The sequence below is a fragment of the Cedecea sp. B1(4) genome, assembly GCF_059414925.1.
Genome location: NZ_JCAHMZ010000001.1, coordinates 124,501 through 146,712, shown reverse-complemented (window position 1 = coordinate 146,712; position 22,212 = coordinate 124,501). Strand labels below are relative to the sequence as shown.

Sequence of the window (22,212 nt, the reverse complement as noted above, 5' to 3'; positions counted from 1 at the left end):
GGCGAACTATAAACATACCCATACTTCATGTAAAGCACGATTTTGTTCAATCGCCTGAAATTTCATCATATTTGTGTTATTTGCCTGAAACAGCAGCAACATGCTCAGTTTCAAACCGCTTTTTCTGCCCTCCGGAGAGGGCAACGTCAGCATTAGTGCTTTTTGATGTAGAGATCCTGGGTTAAATATTTGCCCAGCGTGCTCGGTGCATAACCCCCTACGTAAGGTTTCACCAGTTGAACCTTCACATAATGGTAGATAGGGATGGTCGGGACGTCTTTCGCAAGAATATCTTCGGCCTGCTGATAGTACTTCGCACGTTCTTCCTGGGTAGTGGCCTGTGAAGCTTTAGCGATGATCTCATCGTAGGCAGGATTACTGTATTTGGAACTGTTCTGGCTATCGCCGGTACGGAAGTTATTCAGGTAGGTCGCCGCATCATCGTAGTCGGCAATCCAGCCGTAGCGCACCAGGTCATAATTGCCGGTACGTTTGGTATCCAGCATGGTTTTCCATTCCTGGTTTTGGAGCTTCGCCTCGACGCCGATGTTCTTCTTCCACATTGAACTGGCCGCAATGGCAATGCGCTGGTGAGATTCCGAGGTGTTATAAAGCAGGTTGAACTGCAGCGGATGAGATTCGTTAAAGCCCGCCTCTGCCAGCAATTTCTTCGCCTCAGCGACACGCTTATCGTGGCTCCAGCTGCCGTACTCCGCAGGCTTAAGCGTTATCCCGCCAATTTTAGGTTGGCTCACCAGCCAAGCAGGCTTTTGCCCCTGCCCTAACACCTTACCGGCAATGATATCTTTATCCAGCGCCAGGTTTAATGCCAGACGAACGCGTGGGTCGTTAAACGGCGCTTTGGTGGTATTGAATTCATAATAGTAAGTGGACAGATAAGGCGTGATATGGACCTGATCCGGAATCGATTTTTTCAGTGAGGCAAACAGCGTTTCCGGCACGGTATAGGTGATGTCAATCTCACCCGCTTTATAGCGATTTATATCTGCTGTACCGGAAGTCACAGGCAGATAAGTCACCTTATTAATCACCGTATGAGCATCGTCCCAGTACTGCTTATTACGCTCGCCGACGACTTTCTCGTTCACCACCCACTGCGACAGCTTATACGGACCGCTGCTCACGAAGTTGGCCGGCTGGGTCCATTTATCCCCAAATTTTTCTACCGCAGCTTCGCTCACCGGTACCATAGACGTATGGCCAAGCATCAGCAGGAAGGCCGACGTTGGCTGGTCCAGCGTCACCTGAACGGTGTTGGCATCCAGCGCCTTCACACCCAGGCTATCGACCGGCTTTTTGCCTTCGGCAATATCATTGGCATTTTCGATATGCATCGTGCCGGGATAAGTTGCGTAAGGGGAGCCCGTTTTAGGATCGACTAAACGCTTCCAGCTCCAGACCACGTCCTGCGCAGTGATAGGTTCACCATTGGACCACTTAATCCCCGGACGCAGATGGAATGTCCAGACTTTGTTGTCCTGGTTATCCCATTTTTCGGCCAGATGAGGTTCGATAGAACCATCGTTTTTGACGCGAATCAGGCCGTCAAAAAAGTCGCCGATAATATTACTTTCAACGTCGCTCTCCACTTTGTGGGGATCCAGCGACGCCGGTTCACTGCCGTTGTTACGTACCAGCTCCTGTTTGGCTGCAAGCTCGGTTCCTGGCGGAACGTCTGCTGCCCATGCGCTGGAAATAGCGCTGAGCAGACCCAGAGCAACCAATGATTTTGAAAATGTGTTGTTGTTTGCTTTCATGACCTACGCCTTATTAATGTTATTTAACGACGGTACGGCTAACACTCTTAGTCGGCTTTAGGTAATAAAGCAATATTTTTCAGCCACCTATAAGTGGGTGTTATGGCATTAATTTTTTACAATGTGATAAACTGCACGAGGTAAAGATGGGTAAAAAGGCTTTTGTCTAATAAAGGCGGGCATTATGCTCATGACCATAAAACACCTGTAAAAGAGAGAGTTTAGAATGGATCGCATTATTACCTCCTCGCGTGACCGTTCGTCACTGCTCAGCACCCACAAGGTGCTACGTAATACCTATTTCCTGCTGAGTTTAACGCTGGCATTTTCCGCGTTGACGGCAACCGCCAGCACCGTACTGATGCTGCCTTCTCCAGGGCTGATTCTGACGCTGGTCGGTATGTACGGCCTGATGTTCCTGACCTACAAAACTGCGGATAAACCAGTAGGCATTTTGTCTGCATTCGCCTTTACCGGCTTCCTGGGCTATATCCTGGGGCCAATGCTGAATGCGTATCTGTCCGCAGGCATGGGTGATGTTATTGGCCTGGCGCTGGGTGGTACCGCACTGGTCTTCTTTAGCTGCTCTGCTTATGTGCTGACAACCCGTAAAGACATGTCCTTCCTCGGCGGCATGCTGATGGCGGGCGTGGTGGTTGTGCTGATTGGTATGGTGGCTAACATCTTCCTGCAGCTCCCGGCTCTGCACCTGGCGATTAGCGCGGTGTTTATCCTGATCTCTTCTGGCGCCATCCTGTTTGAGACCAGCAACATCATCCGCGGCGGCGAAACGAACTACATCCGCGCGACCGTAAGCCTGTATGTTTCTCTTTACAACATCTTCGTTAGCCTGCTGAGCATCCTTGGTTTTGCCAGCCGCGACTAACTGATGCCGTAATCCCCAAAAGAGAATGCCTTGTGCATTCTCTTTTTTTTGCCCTCAATCCTTGCCGCATTCCGCCCTTAAGCCCACAGAGAAAATTTGCTACACTTCGCCCGATTTGACGTAAATAGCGGATAACTATGTTGACCTTTGAAGGCAGAGAAATAGAGACAGATGCCGATGGCTACCTGAAAAATAGTCAGGAGTGGAGCGAGCCGCTGGCGGAAGAGATTGCCGCCAAAGAAGGCATTACCCTGGCGGTAGAGCACTGGGAAGTGGTTCGCTTCGTACGCGAGTTTTATCTGGAGTTTAATACCTCCCCGGCCATTCGCATGCTGGTTAAGGCTATGGCGAACAAGTTCGGCGAAGAGAAAGGCAACAGCCGCTATCTTTATCGCCTGTTCCCGAAAGGCCCGGCCAAACAGGCCACAAAAATCGCTGGCCTGCCAAAACCGGTGAAGTGTATCTAGTAGCGGATACCAAAGTTGATCCATTCGCGTTCGGGTTGATACGGTTCAGTCAGAACTTTATCAACCCTGGCGCTACGTGGCCCGCCGGCTTTTAGCCACGCCAGCAGCTTTTCAACCTGCCCCGCCTCTCCGCAGGCCACCACCTCCACGCTGCCATCATCCAGGTTACGGGCATAGCCGGTTAAGCCAAGCTTTTCCCCCTCACGCTGAGTACTGTAACGAAAGCCCACGCCCTGAACCATGCCGTGTACCCAACACTTCACGCACTGTTTGTCTGAACTCATCATTGCCTCCGCCTGAACGCTCAAAACAGTTCTAAGTCTAACAAACCCCGTCTTTTTTTCTTTGGCAGTAACCCACTCTGTGAGGCTTTCACGTGAATAAATTGCAATTAGCGGCCCTAAACCGGAAAATGGCGCCCATTTCTTAGCGAAGCAGCAAATAAATTATGAGCGTACGTTTAGTGTTAGCCAAAGGGCGTGAGAAGTCGTTATTGCGCCGTCATCCATGGGTTTTCTCTGGGGCTGTTGCACGCCTGGAAGGCAAGGCCAGTCTCGGTGAAACGGTTGATGTGGTGGACAGCCAGGGCAAATGGCTAGCCCGAGCGGCATACTCCCCTGAATCACAAATCCGCGCCCGCGTCTGGACCTTTGATCAGGCTGAAAGTATTGATATCACCTTCTTTACTCGCCGCCTACAGCAGGCCCAGCAGTGGAGAGACTGGCTGGCTAAGCGTGATGGGCTGGACAGCTACCGCCTGATCGCCGGTGAATCTGACGGTTTACCGGGCGTGACTATCGATCGTTTTGGCAACTTCCTGGTGCTGCAGCTGTTGTCTGCCGGCGCAGAATATCAGCGCCCGGCCCTCATTGCCGCCTTGCAGTCTCTCTACCCTGATTGCTCTGTTTACGATCGCTCCGATGTGACCGTACGTAAGAAAGAAGGCATGGCTTTGACTCAGGGGCCGGTCAGCGGTGAACTGCCTCCTGCCCTGCTGCCTATCGAAGAACACGGTATGAAGCTGCTGGTAGACATTCAGGGCGGACATAAAACAGGCTATTACCTCGATCAGCGCGACAGCCGTTTCGCCACTCGCCGCTACGTCGACAATAAACGCGTACTGAACTGCTTCTCCTACACTGGTGGTTTTGCCGTTTCTGCGTTGATGGGTAACTGCAGCCAGGTGGTAAGCGTGGATACCTCTCAGGACGCGCTGGATATAGCCAGAAAAAACGTAGAGCTGAACAAACTTGATCTCAGCAAAGCCCAGTTTCTTCGTGACGATGTGTTCAAACTGCTGCGCAAATATCGCGACCAGGGTGAGAAATTCGACGTCATCGTCATGGACCCGCCTAAATTTGTTGAAAACAAAAACCAGCTGGCGGGCGCCTGCCGGGGTTATAAAGACATCAACATGTTAGCGATTCAGTTACTGAACCCTGGCGGCATTCTGCTGACTTTCTCCTGCTCCGGACTGATGACCACAGATTTATTCCAGAAAATCATCGCCGATGCCGCCGTAGATGCCGGGCGTGATGTACAATTTATAGAACAGTTCCGCCAGGCGGCCGATCACCCGGTGATCGCAACCTACCCGGAAGGGCTGTATCTGAAAGGGTTTGCCTGTCGAGTCATGTAGCTTGAAAAGGCGGAAATTGCCCGCATATTCGTATGCAGAGTAATGCTCCCGGGAGGTGACTATGATTGCCAGCAAATTCGGTATTGGCCAGCAGGTTCGCCATTCTTTACTGGGCTATCTGGGCGTAGTGGTCGACATTGACCCCGAGTATTCGCTCGATGAGCCGCAGGAAGACGATCTGGCCGACAATAGCGCACTCCGCGCGGCGCCGTGGTACCACGTTGTCATGGAAGATGAGGATGGCCAGGCGATTCATACCTATCTCGCCGAAGCTCAGCTCAGTTCTGAAGATGACGACGAGCACCCTGAACAGCCGTCAATGGACGAACTGGCTGCCTCGATACGCCAACAGCTTCAGGCACCGCGCCTGCGTAACTGATAAAAAACCCCGCCGATGCGGGGTTTTTATTATTTCGCCAGCCCAAGACGAGGGATTTCAATCGCCGGGCATTTATCCATCACAACGCTTAATCCCGCATTCTGTGCCAGCACCGCAGCCTGCTCATTAATCACGCCAAGCTGCATCCATAGCGTTTTCGCTCCCACGGCGATAGCATCCTGCGCTACTCCCCAGGCGGCCTCAGAATTACGGAACACATCGACCATATCAATTTTCTTCGGTACGTCCGCAAGCGTGGCATAGCCCTGCTGCCCTAACAGCGTTTTACCCGCGACCTTCGGCGACACAGGAATAACCTCATAACCTTGTTTAAGCAGATAATCCATCACCCGATAACTCGGACGATCGGGCTTGTCGCTGGCCCCCACCAGCGCAATGGTACGGGTGGTTTTCAGGATATTTTCGATATCACTTTGTTTCATAGCGCCCCCTAAGATGTTGTCTGAAGTGTATGCCAAACCCCGTCACCCAGCCATCTTTCTACTGGATACTCAGGCGCGCAATTTCTGAAAATATGTCTATATGTTAATAAACAGGTCTCAGGAAAAACTTTGAAATATCCACTCAGCATGTTCACCAGGGAGAGTGAAATGAGAGCAGGTCTGCCACTTGCAGGGCTAATATTGATGCTACCAACCCTGGTATGGGGAACCACGCTTCGCCTTTCCGCCGATGTGGATTTACTGGTTCTGGATGGTAAAAGAGTTTCCAGCTCGCTCCTTAAAGGGGCGGACAGCATTGAAATAGATAATGGGCCACATCAGTTGGTTCTGCGCGTTGAAAAAAAAATAAACAACGCACGCAGCCGGTCTTCTGGGGTATCCCCCCCGATGGTGATCAGTTTTGACACCAAAGAGATAGATCAGGTCAATATTGTTCTACCGCTAAAAGATCCCAATCATTCTGGAGCCGCCTTTCAAATTAAGCTGCAGGACGGACAGGGTCATTCTATTCCCGTCCGAACCGATATTTTGGAGATAAAACCCGATCCAACCGGAACGGATTATGAAGAAGAGACACAGCGCTATAACAAATCAGGAAAAAAAGCGTCAATGCCCGGATTCGCAAACCGCATGGCCAACGAAGGTATTCTGCATTTTGCCCAGGCTAATCCAGATCTTCCACCGGCTCAGTCTGAAGTGCTAACAGAGCAACGGCTGAGATACTGGTTCAGTCAGGCCGATAATCCGACACGGGCGCGTTTTCTACGCTGGGCAAATGAGACACCCAACCCATAGCAATGCCTCGAGATGCCTCGCTTTTTTGACGTTCTGCTCTTGCAGCCCCGGGCGCTTTTAGTAATCTGTTAGCAGCCTAAAACTACCCAGGAAAAGAGAATGGAACTAACAACCCGCACCCTTGCGGTAAAAAAACATATCGCACTGGTTGCCCACGATCACTGTAAGGACGCGCTTTTGAAGTGGGTACAGCGCCACAAAGCAACGCTTGCCAACCACACTCTCTATGCCACCGGGACAACGGGTAATTTAATTCAAAGAGCAACAGGGCTTGAAGTCAACGCCATGCTCAGTGGTCCAATGGGGGGCGACCAACAGGTAGGCGCGTTAATTTCCGAAGGCAAAATTGATGTCCTGATTTTCTTCTGGGACCCGCTCAATGCCGTTCCTCACGATCCCGACGTTAAGGCCCTGCTGCGCCTTGCGACCGTCTGGAATATCCCGGTCGCCACCAACCTTTCTACCGCAGACTTTATTATTCACTCTCCGGGCTTCAATGAGAGCGTGGATATTCTTATTCCGGATTACCAACGCTACCTGAATGAACGCCTGAAATAATCACGGGCGATTAGCCGCGGGCACACCCAGCCGCTTAAGTGCCTCAACAAAGACAGAAGGTTCCTGCTTGTTGAACATAAGCCAGACCCGATGACGAGCTCGCGTCAGCGCGACATAAAGTAAACGCCGCTCCTCTGCGTCCGGGAAATCCTCCGGCTGTGGCAGGAGCGCCTGCTCCATGATTGACTCCCGCGCGGGTGCCGGAAAACCTTCTTTTCCTTCCTGCAAACCAAGAATGATCACATAGTCCGCCTGCTGCCCCTTGCTGGAGTGGATAGTCATAAAATCGATGTTGAGCTTAGGCCATCGCGTTGAGGCTTTTTCCAGACTTTCCGGACGCAAATAGTGATACCGCGCCAGCACCAAAATTCGCTGTTCGGGCAAGGCGTACCCACTAAGTTTGTCCAGCAAATCATCGAGCCTGTCATCGACAAGCAGAGTTACCGCTTTTTTATCCCCTTTGGAGAGGCTATTGAGCGGCTTGCGCAGTTGATACGGATTTTGCTGCACAAAACCGTTAGCAATCTCGCCGATTCGATCGTTAAAACGATACGTAGTATCCAGAGCGCAGCTGTCACCCTCCCCAAAATGGTGGCTAAATGCCGTGGTGAGCGTCATTTCTGCTCCGCTAAATCGATAGATTGCCTGCCAGTCATCTCCCACGGCATAAAGCGAAGTATGGGAATTCTGCCGCCTTAAAGCGGCCAGTAAGGCGGCCCGCTGGGGGGAAATGTCCTGAAACTCGTCGACAAGGATATGCTTCCACGGGCTGATAAAACGCCCCTTTTCAAGCACATTAATTGCCTGATGAATCAGCCCGGAGAAATCTACCGCCTCTTCGGCTTTCAGCGCGGCTTTCCAGCTTTTTAACAATGGCGCCATCAGCTTAATACGTTTAGTGAAGAGTTCTCTGATCTCTTCTGGCGCGCTGTCTATCATTTCAGCCTGCGAACCTCCGTGCATCCGCATTAGGCCGAGCCAGCGATCGAGCCGGCTGGCAAGCCGCTTCGCCAGGCGTTTATCCTGCCAGTATTCACCTTCTGGAACATCCCACTCAAGCTCTTCGCTTAGCCATTGCCGCCAGCCTTTGGCCATCGCCTTCTTTTCCCGGCATTGCTGCTGCCAGCTGTCGATCAGCAACTGATGGCGAGCCGTTGTGTCGCTCTCAAGTTCACTGACTCGAGGGACTTTTTTGCTTCCCTGCTGAATAATGTGTAGCGCCAGTGAATGGAAAGTTCTGGCAGAAATCGCTTCGGTATTAAGGCGGCTGGCTATACGCTCATCCATTTCCTGCGCGGCCTGACGGCCAAAGGCTAAAAGCAGGATTTGCTCCTCTGTTGCTTCACCGCGCTGTAACAACCATCCGGCACGCGCCACAAGAACGGAGGTTTTGCCGCTACCGGCCCCAGCCAGCACCAGGAGCGAATCTTCTCCATTCACCACGGCCCTGGCCTGAGACGGATTCAGCGGCGAACTTTCAACCTGCTCAAAGAAAGCGGCATATTTTTCCAGCATCCGTTCGGTATAAGCGCTATTACGCTGGTGTCGGCGTTCTTCACCCTGTTCAAGCCAGGCTTTACATATGGCCCACGCTTCCCGGCAATTTTCGAACTCACCAAGTCGGGCATGCGGTAGCGGGAGGGCTGAAATAGCTGCGCGGAGGTTATCTTGTAACGCCTGCATATCACTTCTCCGGAACCACACCTCCTTGCGAGTGCGCTGAGCAATCTCCTCTCGTTGAGCGGTTAATACTTCGGCGGCAACTTCACTCATCTCCGTGCTCCAGTTGAGCCAGAGCGAACTCAGATGATGGAAAAAGCGCTGGGTCTCCGCCCATTCGGTACCGTGCAGGCGAACCACTTTGTCATCAGGAAGAACGAATTCAAGCTCTCCCCAAACCAGGCCACGCTTACAGTTAATCGCGATTAACTGATTGAATGGAATAAGATATTCGTGGCGATCGCCTTTAACCTCAACGCCGGCAGGCAGCAGTTTGACCCGATTATATGGGTGCTGAGCTAAATGCTTGCCAAGAGAAGTTGCTTTGAGTTCCATTACGTTGCCCGATCCAATGTAAGAGTTATGGCTCAAGTTTAACTGCCGATGGAATGACGCTCCAGAGTAAAAACGCGTTATAATTTCTGCGGTTAATCACTCTTTATTTTTCTGTCAGGGAAGCGCCACTATGCGTACCGTACTTAATGTTCTGAACTTCGTGCTGGGTGGCTTCTTGACCACCCTCTCTTGGCTATTCGCCACGCTGGTGAGTATTGTGCTGATTTTCACCCTGCCACTGACTCGCTCCTGCTGGGAAATCACCAAGCTTTCCTTTGTGCCCTACGGCAATGAAGCCATTCATGTGGATGAGCTTAATCCACAGGGTAAAAATACGCTGCTAAATACGGGGGGGACCCTGTTGAACGTTCTCTGGCTTATCTTCTTCGGCTGGTGGCTGTGCATTATGCATATCATGGCGGGCATCGCGCAGTGTATTACCGTAATTGGGATCCCTGTAGGAATTGCGAACTTCAAGATTGCGGCCATTGCGTTATGGCCCGTTGGTCGCCGGGTTGTTCCAGTCGAAGTGGCAAGAGCAGCACGCGAATCCAATGCACGTCGCCGTTTCCAGTAAGGAGCCGTTGTGCTGACCCTAAGCCCACTGGTACGTCGTTACACCTGGAACAGCGCCTGGCTTTACAACTTGCGCATATTTATTGCCCTTGCAGGCACTGCGGCACTGCCGTGGTGGCTCGGTGAAGTCAAGCTGACGATTCCCCTCACGCTTGGCGTTGTGGCTGCCGCCTTGGCCGACCTCGACGACCGGGTAAGTGGTAGGTTACGAAATTTACTGATCACTTTAGTCAGCTTTTTCATTGCTTCAGCGTCTGTTGAGCTGCTGTTTCCCTGGCCGTGGCTGTTTGCAGTGGGCTTAACGGTCTCCACCAGCGGATTTATCCTCCTTGGAGGACTGGGCCAACGCTATGCCACCATTGCCTTTGGTGCATTGCTGATTGCTATCTACACGATGCTCGGTATTTCCCTCTACGAGCACTGGTATCAGCAACCACTGTTCCTTTTAGCCGGCGCCATCTGGTATAACCTGCTGACCTTAGCAGGCCATTTAATTTTCCCGATTCGTCCCCTGCAGGACAACCTGGCACGCTGTTATGAAAGCCTCGCTAGCTTTCTGGAAATTAAAGCCGCACTGTTTGATCCTGATATCGAAGAAGAAAGCCAGGCTCCAATGCTCCAGTTGGCCATGGCTAACAGCCAGTTAGTAACCACGCTAAACCAGACAAAAAGCTCATTACTGACTCGCCTCCGCGGCGATCGGGGGCAGAGAGGGACTCGTCGAACACTTCACTATTATTTCGTAGCCCAGGATATTCACGAGCGGGCGAGCTCGTCTCATATTCAGTACCAGGCCTTACGCGATAAGTTTCGCTATAGCGACGTGATGTTCCGCTTTCAGCGTCTGCTAACGATGCAATCTCATGCCTGCCAGCAGCTCTCTCGATCAATCCTGCTGCGAGTCCCTTATCAGCACGACCCACGGTTTGAACGCGCATTTACCCATCTGGACTCCGCTCTGGACCGAATTCGTGCCAGCCATGCAACCACTTCTGAGATAAAAGCGTTAGGCTTTCTGATTACAAACTTGAGGGCAATTGATGCACAACTGGCAAACATTGAATCAGAACAGGCGATTGCTGAGCCACAGAACGATCCTGAGAATCGTCTAGCCGACGACAAGCTGACCGGCTTCGATGATATCTGGCAGCGGCTAAAGCTTAACCTCACGCCTGAATCCGCACTCTTTCGTCACGCGGTGCGGATGTCCCTGGTGCTCTGTGTGGGCTATGCCTTTATTCAGTTTACGGGTTTGCAGCATGGTTACTGGATACTTCTGACCAGCTTGTTTGTCTGCCAGCCCAACTACAGTGCAACCCGGCGACGATTAGCGCTGCGTATCATCGGCACACTGGTTGGGGTGGCCGTTGGCCTGCCCTTACTTTGGCTTGTCCCGTCTCTCGAAGGTCAGTTGATACTGATCGTCATTACTGGCGTGCTGTTCTTCGCTTTCCGCAATGTGCAATACGCCCACGCCACCATGTTTATTACTCTGCTGGTATTACTGTGTTTTAATCTCCTGGGAGAAGGTTTTGAAGTCGCTCTCCCGCGCGTGATTGATACCCTCTTAGGCTGCGCAATAGCCTGGGCGGCGGTGAGTTTCATCTGGCCTGACTGGCGGTTCCGCCGGCTTTCAAGAGTCGTTGAACGTGCGTTCAACGCCAATTGTCGCTATCTGGATGCGATTCTTGAGCAGTACCATCAGGGACGTGATAACCGCCTGGAATATCGCATTGCCCGACGGGATGCCCATAACAGAGACGCCGAGCTGGCCTCCGTGGTTTCAAATATGTCTTCCGAGCCTCGAGTCTCCGTTGATATGCGGGAAGCGGCGTTCCGTCTGCTTTGCCTGAACCACTCGTTTAACAGCTATATCTCTGCATTAGGTGCACACAGGGAAAAACTCAACCACGGTGATACGTTGATGCTGCTTGATGACGCCGTTTGCTATGTTGACGACGCACTACACCACCTGCCAGTCGATGAAAGTCGCGTTCAGGCTGCTCTGACAGGGCTCTCCATCCGCATCTCGCAGCTTGAAACTCGGGCAGACACAAAAGAACCCCTGGTTCTGCAACAAATTGGGTTATTAATTGCTCTTCTGCCAGAGATCTCTCGTCTTCAGCAACAAATCGCTCAGTGCTCAGAATAAGGCTGGTGGCGCTGCTCATAGCGGCGCCACCAATCCGTCAATTCTTTGCGAACATCAGCAGGCAGTACAGCCTCATGAACACCACGAATAGCGCCTGCAAGCGCGAGCAGTACTTTAATACCTACCGTTTTCCGGGTACTGCGTAATTTTAGCCATGACCGTTTTGCCCCAAAGAGTTGAAGCGTTTGTGGATCATTAATGCCCACCTCACGAAGCATAACTTCAATATTCAGGGAAAGATTGGGAAGATCCTTTAGGCGGCGAGAACGTATCTTAATTTGTGTCTTTTCCCGTTGGGCGCTTCGTAAAGCCAGGGAAGAGAGCTGGACGAGTTTATCGGGATTTTCCCAAAGCTCTTCATCGACACGATAGTAATTCAGTGCGACTGGAAGCCCCCGTTTACTGTACATCAGCGGGGGAGCCGACTTTTGGATGAAATATTCCGAGCACTGTTCACAAGCTCGCAGGTAAAGCTCACCTTCCGCCACCATAGCAAAAACCACACCTTCGACGGTCAGACTATAACCGCCAAATAACGGTCTGTAGCCGATTTTACCCAGTGACGAAAGATATTCCCGTGATTTATGAATTCTAAGAAATGTCACCTTTTTCATAATATGTCCTTATATATCAACTGGTAAATAGCTGCCTTAGTTACTTATCTTCTTAATCCCTGAAAATAAGTAAGGTTAAAGCTAATGGCAACGACAATTTCATCGGTGTCGCTTTTGCGTACGGAAAATGCGAGACACTTTCCGAAATTCCGGTTGATCTTTGTTCGCACAAACATTACTGTATATGTATACAGTAACCCATTAGGCGGGACTCACTATGCACTCACATAACGTTCAAACTCACTTTCGTCATGTTGCAGTTACTGCGCACACCCCGGCGCAGTCTCTCTCTGATAACAGCGTACAGGGGTTAATCAGTGAAGTGGTCTACAGCGAAGAGAGCCCATGGGTTACGCAGTTTATTCTGCTACCTTTATTACAGCAGTTGGGACAACAATCCCGCTGGCAGCTATGGCTTACGCCGCAGCAAAAACTCAGCCGTACATGGCTGCAGGCGGCTGGGCTTCCGCTGGCAAAAGTGATGCAGGCAAATCAGTTAGATCCTCTCTGCACCGTTGATGCAATGGTGAAAGCTTTGCAGACGGGAAATTACAGCGTAGTCATCGGCTGGCTAACGGAAGAATTAACAGATGAAGAACATTTACGGCTGACAATAGCAGCCGAAGCTGGCAATGCGATGGGCTTTATTATGCGTCCAACCAGCACGGGAACATCCGGTTCAAGACCACGAAATGGCCTAAAAATTCATTCTAGTTTGTATCATTAAGTAAATTTAGGAGAAATCCTGGAATTTTTTACGTATGCCATATAATCCGCTGTCATGACTCAAAAATTCCCGTCATATGGCGGTTTGACGGGGTTTATTGGATAGGTGTGCCGCTCAAAAAATAGTCCATTCTGTAAAAAAATATGTATGCAAGTCGTTTTTTTTCATATGCCTGACGGACTTCACACTTGTAACTTTCCAACTACGTTGTAGACTTTACCTCGCCAGGGTTGCTCTTCATAACACCGATATATCGGTAGAGTAACAATTGAGCGTAAACCCGGGCGAAGGATTTAACCCTGGGCTTTAAATTGGTTTAGAGCTCATGGCCTTTTGGATGATAATGAGGCGCAAAAAATGAAAAAGACAGCTATCGCGATTGCAGTGGCACTGGCTGGCTTCGCTACCGTAGCGCAGGCCGCACCGAAAGATAACACCTGGTATGCAGGTGGTAAACTGGGCTGGTCTCAGTTCCACGATACCGGCTGGTATAACAAGGACCTGCAAAACAACGGTAACACCCACGAAAGCCAGCTGGGCGCAGGTGCCTTCGGTGGTTATCAGGTTAACCCGTACGTTGGTTTTGAAATGGGTTACGACTGGCTTGGCCGTATGCCTTACAAAGGCAGCGAAGTTAGCGGTGCCTTCAAAGCTCAGGGCGTACAGCTGACCACCAAACTGGGTTACCCAATCACTGACGACCTGGACATCTACACCCGTCTGGGCGGTATGGTATGGCGTGCAGACTCTACAAACACCATCGCTGGTAAAAACCACGACACCGGTGTTTCCCCAGTATTCGCTGGTGGTGTTGAGTGGGCAGTTACCCGTGACATCGCTACCCGTCTGGAATACCAGTGGGTTAACAACATCGGTGATGCACAGACCGTTGGCGTTCGTCCTGACAACGGCATGCTGAGCGTAGGTGTTTCCTACCGCTTTGGCCAGCAGGAAGAAGCTGCACCAGTTGTAGCTCCGGCTCCAGCTCCAGCTCCTGAAGTACAGACCAAACACTTCACTCTGAAGTCTGACGTTCTGTTCAACTTCAACAAAGCAACCCTGAAACCAGAAGGTCAGCAGGCACTGGATCAGCTTTACACCCAGCTGAGCAACCTGGATCCTAAAGATGGTTCCGTTGTTGTTCTGGGCTATACCGACCGTATCGGTTCCGAGCAGTACAACCTGAAACTGTCTGAAAAACGTGCACAGAGCGTTGTTGATTACCTGATCTCTAAAGGTATCCCAGCGAACAAAATCTCTCCACGTGGCATGGGCAAAGCTAACCCAGTTACCGGCAACACCTGTGACAACGTAGCGCCTAAAGCTAAACTGATCGACTGCCTGGCTCCAGATCGTCGCGTTGAGATCGAAGTTAAAGGTATCAAAGAAGTTGTAACTCAGCCTGCGGCATAAGTTACCCTTCCTTGAACAAAAACCCCGCCATGGCGGGGTTTTTTATTGTCTGAGACTTCGCGATGGCGAGGTCGTGCACGCTTTCAGTGCTTTATTTTTTACCGAGCATAGCCTGCAGATCCTGCTTAAGCGTCGACATCTTGCTTTCCACCTTCTCTTTGCGCTCCGCATCTTCAATCAGCTGAACAACCGTTTCCGAAAGCGTATTGCCGCGACGTTGAGCAAGCCCGGCCAGACGTTGCCAGACAAGATATTCCAGATCGATGGATTTCTTGCGGGTATGCTGGTGCTCAGCGTTAAAATGCCTTTTACGCCGTGCACGAATCGTTTGCTTCATGCGGTTATGCAGCGCCGGGTTCATATGCTGATCAATCCAGCTCTGAACCAGAACCGGCACATTCTCCAGCGTCAGGAGCTGCTCTACCGCCTCTTGGGCTGCGCTGGCCTCAATGTATCGCGTGATTAATTCCCCTTCGCGATGCTTCTTAACCAGATACTTCCACTTCCAGCCGCTCTCGAGATTTTCCAACTGTTGATATTTCATTGTGATCTCAGTGTGACCGTGTAACTTAGTTCAGAATAACAGTTTTTCCGCCATTCGCTGAACTGAAAATCAAAGCTGTGAGAGGGATAAAACTGTGTTACTGCTTTATCCGTGTGCTACCCGAGCGATTCTTGTATAATCGCGCCTTTGACATCTCATTAAAAAATATAGCGACTTTGACGACTAATCGACTTGACTGGCGTGCCCTGGTGCCTGATACCGAAAGCTATCAGGAAATTTTTGCACAGCCTTATGATACCGACTCGGCCCCTCTTTCTGCGGTTCAACCTCGTTTAGTTTACGGGATTGAGCAACTCAACCTTTCCGTTTCTTCCGTCGATCTAATGCTGATAAAAGCCCCGGAAGAACAAGAGTATCTGGATCTTATCGCCGCGGCCGTTGAAGCATCCCATGATGAAGCCGAAGAAATCATCGGCGGACATTATCTCATTGAAGGTAATCGGGTAACCCTGCGCCCGGCCGAGAACGCTGGCGATAACTTTGCGTCCAGCGGAGAAGTTATTGCCGCTGACTGGGTTGAACCGGAGCAACTGTTCGGCTGCGTGCGGCAGTTTGCGGGCGAGGTGTCGTTGGAGCCCGGCCTGATCCATCGCGTGAACGGCGGCGTCCTGGTGCTGTCGATGCGTAGCGTCCTTGCCCAGCCGCTGCTGTGGCTACGCCTGAAACAAATCATGACCCTGGGGCGTTTCGACTGGATTTCACCTGACGAAACTCGTCCGCTGCCGGTAAAAATTCCGTCATTAGCGTTGGATTTCAAACTGGTTCTGGTTGGCGAGCGCGACTCGCTGGCCGATTTCCAGGAAATGGAGATGGATCTGGCTGCAGCCGCTATCTACAGTGAATTTGAAGACAATATGCAAATTGCTTCTGCCGATGAAATGGCGCTTTGGTGTCAGTGGATCTATGCCATCGCCGCAGAGAAGTCATTGCCAGCACCTGCAGCCGATGCCTGGCAACCGCTGATTCGTGAGGCCGTCCGCTACACGGGCGATCAGGAAATGCTGCCACTCTGCCCTTCCTGGATTTCACGCCAGCTGCGTGAAGTCGCGCCGTTTACCGAAGCAGACAGCTTTAACGCCGAACAGCTCCAACAAATGCTTGAACAGCGTGAATGGCGCGAAGGTTTCCTGGCCGAGCGCATGCAGGATGAAATCCTGATGGAGCAAATCCTGATTGAAACCGAAGGCGAAATGATCGGCCAGATTAACGCGCTGTCGGTCATTGAATTCCCGGGTCATCCACGGGCGTTTGGTGAACCTTCCCGTATCAGTTGCGTGGTTCACGTCGGTGATGGGGAGTTTACGGACGTAGAGCGCAAGGCAGAACTCGGCGGTAACATTCACGCCAAAGGGATGATGATCATGCAGGCATTTCTGATGTCAGAGCTGCAGCTTGACCAGCAAATCCCGTTTTCGGCGTCCCTTACCTTCGAGCAATCCTACAGCGAAGTTGACGGCGACAGCGCCTCCATGGCTGAGCTTTGCGCCCTGATAAGTGCCCTGGCTAACGTCCCTATTTATCAGCACATTGCGATCACCGGCTCTGTGGATCAGTTCGGCCGTGTACAGCCCGTTGGCGGGCTGAATGAAAAAGTGGAAGGTTTCTTCCGCATTTGTCAGCAGCGAGAGTTTAGCGGTGCCCAGGGCGTTATTATTCCTCTGGCGAACGTACGTCACCTGTCGCTGCATAAAGATGTACTGGAGGCCGTCGAGCAAAATAAATTCTCGATTTGGGCAATTGACGACGTGGCTGATGCCCTGCCGTTATTGACCAATCTCCCGTGGGATGGCGAAGGGCAAAACACCCTGATGCGTGCGGTGCAGGAGCGTATTGCTCAGGCCTCGGCGCCGGATGTTCGCCAGCGCTTTCCGTGGCCGCTACGCTGGCTCAACTGGTTCAACCACAACTGATCGGACTTGTTGAGCGTACACGTGTTAGCTAACCTGCGTGCTTCATTATAAAAAGGCTTACTGTAGACATGGTAGATAAACGCGAATCCTATACGAAAGAAGATCTTCTTGCCTCAGGGCGTGGCGAACTGTTTGGGGCTGAAGGCCCGCAGCTGCCTGCACCTTCCATGCTGATGATGGACCGCGTAGTCAAGATGACCGAGGACGGCGGTAACTTTGATAAAGGTTACGTGGAAGCCGAGCTGGATATTAACCCTGACCTGTGGTTCTTTGGTTGCCACTTTATTGGTGACCCGGTGATGCCTGGCTGTCTGGGGCTTGATGCCATGTGGCAGCTGGTTGGTTTCTACCTCGGCTGGCTCGGTGGCGAAGGCAAAGGCCGCGCGCTGGGCGTGGGCGAAGTGAAATTTACCGGTCAGGTTCTCCCTACCGCGAAGAAAGTTACCTACCGTATTCACTTCAAACGCGTTGTGAATCGCCGCCTGATCATGGGCCTGGCTGACGGTGAAGTACTGGTTGATGGCCGTGTGATCTACACCGCAACCGACCTGAAAGTGGGTCTTTTCAAAGACACGTCTGCTTTCTAATACCGTTTCATCTGGCTTCACCTCGAAAGCATCCATTGTTCGCAGTGGGTGCTTTTTTGTTTCTATCGCCCGCCTGAATGACGCTTTCTTGCCGTGGTTTTTATGGCGTTAATTGCTTAAACAACGTTCGAAATCACAAATCGTGAAGATAAAAAACGCCCCCTCTTGCCTGAAAAACGTTATGCGTTATGTTGATTTTTAGTTTCTCAAATGTAACTAGAGGTTAACAATAATGTCGAATAAGTTACGTATATCTTGCCTTGCTTCTGCCGTGCTGCTCTCTACCTCCGCGTTTTCTGCTGTGCCTCAGGGCTATCCGGCGGATTATCAAAAAATCATCGATGCCGCGACCAAAGAAGGCAAAGTGGTGCTCTACTCCACCACCGACACCAAAACCGCGGCCCCGCTTATTCAGGGCTTTGAGGCCGCCTATCCGGGCATCAAAGTAGAATATAACGACATGAACAGCACCGAGCTGTACAACCGTTATATCAGCGAGCAGGCCGCCGGCGGTACCAGCGGTGACGTGGTCTGGAGTTCTTCCATGGACACGGCATTAAAGCTCGCCACCGACTATGCCCAGGAATACAAATCCCCTGAGCAAGGCCAACTGCCGAAGTGGGCAGTCTGGAAAGACAAGGCCTACGGCACCACCTATGAGCCGGTTATTTTTATCTACAACAAACGCCTGATCCCGGCCAATGAAGTGCCTGACAGCCATGCTGCGTTGGCCAAACTTATCGCCAGCCAGCCCGAAAAATTCAGCAAAAAAGTCACCACTTACGATATTGAAAAATCCGGTCTCGGTTTTATGCTTTCGGTACAGGATCACAAGGCCGATCCAAATTACTTCCAAACGCTCGCCGATGTAGCCAAAGGCGGCCTTTCGGTTCAGTCCTCAACCGGCACCATGATGGAACGAGTCTCCTCGGGTGAAAACCTGATTGGCTTCAACATTCTGGGCTCTTACGCCGAAGCCCGTGCCAAAACGGACACCTCCCTCGGTATCGCTTATCCGAAGGACTACACCCTGGTGCTGTCACGCGTCTCCTTTATCAGCAATGAAGCGAAAAACAGCAACGCGGCGAAGCTGTGGATTGACTACGTGCTGTCTGAAAAAGGGCAAAACATCCTCGCTAATCAGGCGGATATTCCTTCCATCCGCAATGATATCGACGGTGACAACGACATCGACGGCATGACCAAAAAACTCGGCAACGCCCTGAAGCCGATTCCAGTAGATGAAACCCTGCTGGAATACCTGCAGCAGAAAAAACGCCTGGACTACATCAAGCAGTGGCGCGAAGCCGCCGCGAAATAATCCTTTGATGAGGCGTGCCGTCCGGCTGCGCCTCGCTTAACCCGAACACATTAGGCTATTCAGGCTAACTGACCTGAGGGATCGTTACATGGATGCATTACGCAGAAAGTGGCAAAGCCTGCCGCGCGGCATTGTGGTGCTGATAACTGCGCTGGTTATCTATATTCCGCTGTCGTTTATCGTTATACAGAGTTTTCTCTCGGCCCCCTTCTTCTCCCCGTCGAAGGAGTGGAGCCTCGAATCTTTTGAATTTATCTTCACCGACTCCGATTTTTACCTGGCGCTGAAGAGCGGCTTTATTCTGGCCTTTGGCCTGGTGGTGATTGCCATCCCGCTGGGCGGCATTCTGGCTTTCCTGATGGTGCGTACTGACCTGCCGGGCAGACGCATCATTGAGCCGCTGATTCTGGTGCCTATTTTTGTGTCGCCGATGGTATTGGGATTTGGCTATGTGGTGGCCGCAGGCCCGGTTGGCTTCTTCTCCCTGTGGGCGCAGTCGCTGCTTGGCTTCGTGCCGTGGAATATCTACGACATGTCGAGCATCGTGGTGATCGCCGGCCTGACGCATGTTCCCCACGCCTATCTCTACATCTCCTCGGCCCTGCGCAGCGTAGGTTCCGACGTAGAGGAAGCGGCTCGCACCGCAGGTGCGACGCCGCTTCAGGTGATGACAGCCGTCAGCCTGCCGATGGTGCGTCCAGCAATGCTATATGCCACCGTGCTGCTGTTCTTCCTCGGGCTGGAAGTTTTCGGTCTGATGCTCGTGCTGGGCGACCCGGAAGGAAACATGGTGCTGGCAACGTATCTCTATAAGCTCACCAATAAGCTCGGGACGCCGTCCTATCATCTGATGGCTGCCGTCGCTGTCGTGCTGATTTGTATCACTATCCCGCTGGTCATGCTGCAGCGCCGTCTGATGCGCACGGCAAACCGCTTTGTCACCGTCAAAGGCAAAGCCTCTCAGGCGCGAGCCTTGCCGCTGGGTAAATGGCGCTGGGTCGCAGGCGCAGTCGTGGCGTTCTGGCTGACCGTCACCATCGGGGTGCCGCTGATTGGCGTTATCCTGCGCTCCTTTATCTCCAACTGGGGCGTGGGCGTTTCACTGTGGGATGAACTGTCGCTCAATACCTTCCGCACTATCTGGGAACAGCCCAACCTGCTGCGAGCCATCGTCAACTCAATGGCGATAGGAGTCATCGGCGGAGCGCTAGCGGTGGTTTGCTACCTGTTTATCGGCATCGCCATGCACAGAAAACCAGACAACGTGACCCGTTTCCTGGACTACAGCGTGCTGGTACCTCGTGCCGTGCCTGGCCTGCTGGCCGGTCTGGCCTTCCTGTGGGTGTTTTTATTCCTGCCGATGTGGCTGGATAACGCGCTGAAGTCCGGCTGGCTTTCCGGTATGCCGTGGTCACAGTGGCTGCGGGATAACCTTATCGTCTGGCTACGCTCGCTGCGCAGCACAATATTCAGCGTCTGGCTGGCCTATACCGTGGTGTGGATGGCCTATGGCCTGCGCCTTATCTCGTCTACCCTGCTGCAGGTTGGGCCGGAGCTGGAAGAGGCTGCCCGTAGCACCGGGGCAAGCCGTGGGCAAATTACCCGCCACGTCACCATCCCGCTGTCGCGCTACGGCCTGATTGGCTCCTGGCTGCTGATGTTCCTGATCTTTGAGCGTGAATATTCTACCGGCGTCTACCTGCTTTCCCCTGGTACGGAAACCATCGGTTCCATGCTGGTTTCGCTGTGGGCCGCGGGCGCCATCGATATTGTCGCCGCACTTTCCTTTATTAATATTCTGTTCGTGGTGTTAGGGCTCGGCATTGCCCTTCGTTTTGGAGTGAAATTACATGATTGAGTTATCGGTCGAGAACCTGCACTTAACCTACGGCGACAACCCCGTGCTGAAAGGCGTTTCCATGGAGCTGAAACGCGGCGAAGTCGTGTCTTTGCTTGGCCCTTCCGGCAGCGGCAAAACGACGCTGCTGCGCGCCGTCGCCGGACTGGAAAAACCCACCCAGGGCACAATTGTTATCGGCAAAAGCAACGTTTACGACGGCGCATCCCGCAAAGAGATCCCGGCCGAAGAACGTAATCTTGGCCTGGTCTTCCAGTCTTATGCCCTGTGGCCGCATAAAACCGTCTTTGAAAACGTCGCTTACCCGCTCAAGCTGCGTAAAGTGTCGACGGCGGAAATCAACCAGCGCGTACAGGCCGTTTTGGATCAGTTGGGGCTTGGGCACCTCGGCCAGCGCCACCCTTATCAGCTATCCGGTGGGCAGCAGCAGCGCGTCGCGATTGGCCGGGCGCTGGTTTATAACCCGCCGGTGATTTTGCTTGATGAACCGCTTTCCAACCTGGATGCGAAGCTGCGCGAAGAAGCCCGTGTCTTCCTGAGAGAACTGATTATCAAGCTAGGGCTGTCGGCGTTGATGGTCACCCACGATCAGAACGAAGCGATGGCCATTTCTGACCGTATTCTGCTGCTGAATAACGGCAAAATTGAGCAACAGGGCACGCCGCAAGAGATGTATGGCTCACCTCAAACGCTGTTCACCGCCGAGTTTATGGGCAGCAATAACCGCCTGAACGGTAAAGTGACTGAGGTTCGCGACGGTAAAGCACGCATTGAGGGAAGCGGCTGGGCGCTCTGGGGCAAAGCTGGGGCTGGCGTCGTGGCCGGGCAGGAAGGGACGGCGGTGATTCGCGTGGAGCGCGTACGGATTGCCGATCTACCGGGGGAAAACGGCATGACGCTGCCGCTGTTAACCAGCATGTACCTCGGCGATCGCTGGGAATATCTCTTCCGAACCTCTGGAGATGATTTCGTGATTCGCGCCTACGGCAATGATATGCGAGATGCTCAGCCGCATCATCTCCAGTTGCCAGAGCAGCACGTCTGGATTTTCCCTAAAACCTGATCGATTTTACACCGGTCCAAAAAGGCGAAACCTCCGCGATGCGGAGGTTTCTTTTTCTAAAGAGACAGTGATTACGCAGTAACCGCCCTGTCTTCCATGGCTTCTCGCCAGCCTCCCATCCAGTAGGACCTCTGATTCAGAGTCTGATATGGACAAATCTCTTTTGAGCGTCCGGCGATACCTGCCTGATAACCACGTTGATGTGCCCGTTCCAGGCGATCTCGTTTTTGTCTCTTCATGCCTCGTTTCCCTCATTACATTGTCTGGTGGAAAAGAAAACAGTGATTACAAAATGTGCAACCACGGATAAGCAATAACGCGAAATTCAGTGAGCGTCAATGCGCAAAATTCACGCCAATGTCATATTTCCGCGATATTCTGGTTATCTTTTCGACAAAAACTGAG

The 22,212-nt window shown here is 52.1% G+C and carries 22 protein-coding genes; 15 read left to right on the top strand and 7 right to left on the bottom strand.

What is annotated here, in order from left to right:
• Positions 1 to 152 precede the first annotated feature (152 nt).
• A complete protein-coding gene (locus ACR6JA_RS00630; protein WP_166875340.1) occupies positions 153 to 1,778 on the bottom strand; it encodes an ABC transporter substrate-binding protein in 1,626 nt (541 codons plus the stop codon).
• A gap of 226 nt (positions 1,779 to 2,004) precedes the next feature.
• Between ACR6JA_RS00630 and yccA the strand changes: the two genes are divergently transcribed.
• Together yccA and tusE are read left to right on the top strand one after the other, a co-directional pair.
• Positions 2,005 to 2,664: an FtsH protease modulator YccA gene (gene yccA, locus ACR6JA_RS00625; RefSeq protein ID WP_039291604.1), complete on the top strand. Its 660-nt coding sequence runs from the start codon at positions 2,005 to 2,007 to the stop codon at positions 2,662 to 2,664.
• Between the two features lie 137 nt (positions 2,665 to 2,801).
• The gene (gene tusE, locus ACR6JA_RS00620) at positions 2,802 to 3,131 is read left to right on the top strand and encodes a sulfurtransferase TusE (protein ID WP_008461270.1); all 330 of its coding nucleotides are present in this window, start codon (positions 2,802 to 2,804) and stop codon (positions 3,129 to 3,131) included.
• On the opposite strand, the gene yccX is transcribed toward tusE, so the two are convergent.
• Positions 3,128 to 3,418 (bottom strand): acylphosphatase, encoded by a 291-nt coding sequence (gene yccX, locus ACR6JA_RS00615; protein WP_166995548.1) that lies wholly within the window; start codon positions 3,416 to 3,418, stop codon positions 3,128 to 3,130. The two genes, tusE and yccX, sit on opposite strands and share 4 nt — an antisense overlap.
• Before the next feature lie 161 nt (positions 3,419 to 3,579).
• Between yccX and rlmI the strand changes: the two genes are divergently transcribed.
• Together rlmI and hspQ are read left to right on the top strand one after the other, a co-directional pair.
• Positions 3,580 to 4,770 (top strand): 23S rRNA (cytosine(1962)-C(5))-methyltransferase RlmI, encoded by a 1,191-nt coding sequence (gene rlmI, locus ACR6JA_RS00610; RefSeq protein ID WP_213715911.1) that lies wholly within the window; start codon positions 3,580 to 3,582, stop codon positions 4,768 to 4,770.
• 61 nt (positions 4,771 to 4,831) lie between these two features.
• Positions 4,832 to 5,149: a heat shock protein HspQ gene (hspQ, locus tag ACR6JA_RS00605; protein ID WP_008461265.1), complete on the top strand. Its 318-nt coding sequence runs from the start codon at positions 4,832 to 4,834 to the stop codon at positions 5,147 to 5,149.
• A 29-nt stretch (positions 5,150 to 5,178) separates the two neighbouring features.
• Here hspQ and ACR6JA_RS00600 read toward each other — a convergent pair whose 3' ends face one another.
• Entirely contained in the window at positions 5,179 to 5,592 is a 414-nt protein-coding gene (locus tag ACR6JA_RS00600; RefSeq protein WP_008461263.1) for a CoA-binding protein, read from the bottom strand.
• Between the two features lie 168 nt (positions 5,593 to 5,760).
• Here ACR6JA_RS00600 and csgI point away from each other — a divergent pair, with 168 nt between their 5' ends.
• Together csgI and mgsA are read left to right on the top strand one after the other, a co-directional pair.
• Positions 5,761 to 6,408 carry a curli synthesis inhibitor gene (gene csgI, locus ACR6JA_RS00595; protein WP_213715912.1) on the top strand — a complete coding sequence of 216 codons (648 nt, stop codon included), beginning with the start codon at positions 5,761 to 5,763 and terminating at the stop codon, positions 6,406 to 6,408.
• Between the two features lie 99 nt (positions 6,409 to 6,507).
• On the top strand, positions 6,508 to 6,966 hold the full coding sequence (gene mgsA, locus ACR6JA_RS00590; protein WP_008461260.1) for a methylglyoxal synthase: 459 nt from the start codon (positions 6,508 to 6,510) through the stop codon (positions 6,964 to 6,966).
• On the opposite strand, the gene helD is transcribed toward mgsA, so the two are convergent.
• Positions 6,967 to 9,021 (bottom strand): DNA helicase IV, encoded by a 2,055-nt coding sequence (gene helD, locus ACR6JA_RS00585; RefSeq protein WP_213715913.1) that lies wholly within the window; start codon positions 9,019 to 9,021, stop codon positions 6,967 to 6,969.
• A gap of 130 nt (positions 9,022 to 9,151) precedes the next feature.
• On the opposite strand from helD, the gene ACR6JA_RS00580 reads away from it, so the two are divergent.
• Together ACR6JA_RS00580 and yccS are read left to right on the top strand one after the other, a co-directional pair.
• Positions 9,152 to 9,598, top strand: a complete 447-nt coding sequence (locus ACR6JA_RS00580) for a YccF domain-containing protein (RefSeq protein WP_008461256.1) — start codon at positions 9,152 to 9,154, stop codon at positions 9,596 to 9,598.
• Between the two features lie 12 nt (positions 9,599 to 9,610).
• Positions 9,611 to 11,749: a YccS family putative transporter gene (gene yccS / locus ACR6JA_RS00575; RefSeq protein ID WP_213715951.1), complete on the top strand. Its 2,139-nt coding sequence runs from the start codon at positions 9,611 to 9,613 to the stop codon at positions 11,747 to 11,749.
• Here yccS and ACR6JA_RS00570 read toward each other — a convergent pair.
• The gene (locus tag ACR6JA_RS00570) at positions 11,734 to 12,363 is read right to left on the bottom strand and encodes a TfoX/Sxy family DNA transformation protein (protein ID WP_213715914.1); all 630 of its coding nucleotides are present in this window, start codon (positions 12,361 to 12,363) and stop codon (positions 11,734 to 11,736) included. The two genes, yccS and ACR6JA_RS00570, sit on opposite strands and share 16 nt — an antisense overlap.
• Before the next feature lie 217 nt (positions 12,364 to 12,580).
• Here ACR6JA_RS00570 and sulA point away from each other — a divergent pair, with 217 nt between their 5' ends.
• Both sulA and ompA read left to right on the top strand, forming a co-directional pair.
• Positions 12,581 to 13,090 carry an SOS-induced cell division inhibitor SulA gene (gene sulA / locus ACR6JA_RS00565; RefSeq protein WP_213715915.1) on the top strand — a complete coding sequence of 170 codons (510 nt, stop codon included), beginning with the start codon at positions 12,581 to 12,583 and terminating at the stop codon, positions 13,088 to 13,090.
• Between the two features lie 357 nt (positions 13,091 to 13,447).
• Entirely contained in the window at positions 13,448 to 14,503 is a 1,056-nt protein-coding gene (ompA, locus tag ACR6JA_RS00560; RefSeq protein ID WP_213715916.1) for a porin OmpA, read from the top strand.
• 91 nt (positions 14,504 to 14,594) lie between these two features.
• Here ompA and matP read toward each other — a convergent pair whose 3' ends face one another.
• The gene (gene matP, locus ACR6JA_RS00555) at positions 14,595 to 15,047 is read right to left on the bottom strand and encodes a macrodomain Ter protein MatP (RefSeq protein WP_008461251.1); all 453 of its coding nucleotides are present in this window, start codon (positions 15,045 to 15,047) and stop codon (positions 14,595 to 14,597) included.
• 176 nt (positions 15,048 to 15,223) lie between these two features.
• On the opposite strand from matP, the gene ACR6JA_RS00550 reads away from it, so the two are divergent.
• The 5 genes from ACR6JA_RS00550 (at position 15,224) to ACR6JA_RS00530 (ending at position 21,807) form a co-directional block, all read left to right on the top strand.
• Positions 15,224 to 16,978 carry an AAA family ATPase gene (locus ACR6JA_RS00550; protein ID WP_494493315.1) on the top strand — a complete coding sequence of 585 codons (1,755 nt, stop codon included), beginning with the start codon at positions 15,224 to 15,226 and terminating at the stop codon, positions 16,976 to 16,978.
• Between the two features lie 68 nt (positions 16,979 to 17,046).
• A complete protein-coding gene (gene fabA / locus ACR6JA_RS00545) occupies positions 17,047 to 17,565 on the top strand; it encodes a bifunctional 3-hydroxydecanoyl-ACP dehydratase/trans-2-decenoyl-ACP isomerase (protein ID WP_008461248.1) in 519 nt (172 codons plus the stop codon).
• Positions 17,566 to 17,797: 232 nt separating this feature from the next.
• On the top strand, positions 17,798 to 18,886 hold the full coding sequence (locus tag ACR6JA_RS00540) for an ABC transporter substrate-binding protein (protein ID WP_166875364.1): 1,089 nt from the start codon (positions 17,798 to 17,800) through the stop codon (positions 18,884 to 18,886).
• An 88-nt stretch (positions 18,887 to 18,974) separates the two neighbouring features.
• Entirely contained in the window at positions 18,975 to 20,744 is a 1,770-nt protein-coding gene (locus tag ACR6JA_RS00535; RefSeq protein WP_008461246.1) for an ABC transporter permease, read from the top strand.
• Positions 20,737 to 21,807, top strand: a complete 1,071-nt coding sequence (locus tag ACR6JA_RS00530) for an ABC transporter ATP-binding protein (protein ID WP_213715920.1) — start codon at positions 20,737 to 20,739, stop codon at positions 21,805 to 21,807. Before ACR6JA_RS00535 ends, ACR6JA_RS00530 begins: the two co-directional genes overlap by 8 nt.
• Positions 21,808 to 21,878: 71 nt before the next feature.
• Here the strand turns inward: ACR6JA_RS00530 and rmf are convergent, their stop codons facing one another.
• On the bottom strand, positions 21,879 to 22,046 hold the full coding sequence (gene rmf / locus ACR6JA_RS00525; RefSeq protein ID WP_008461244.1) for a ribosome modulation factor: 168 nt from the start codon (positions 22,044 to 22,046) through the stop codon (positions 21,879 to 21,881).
• Between the last annotated feature and the right edge of the window lie 166 nt (positions 22,047 to 22,212).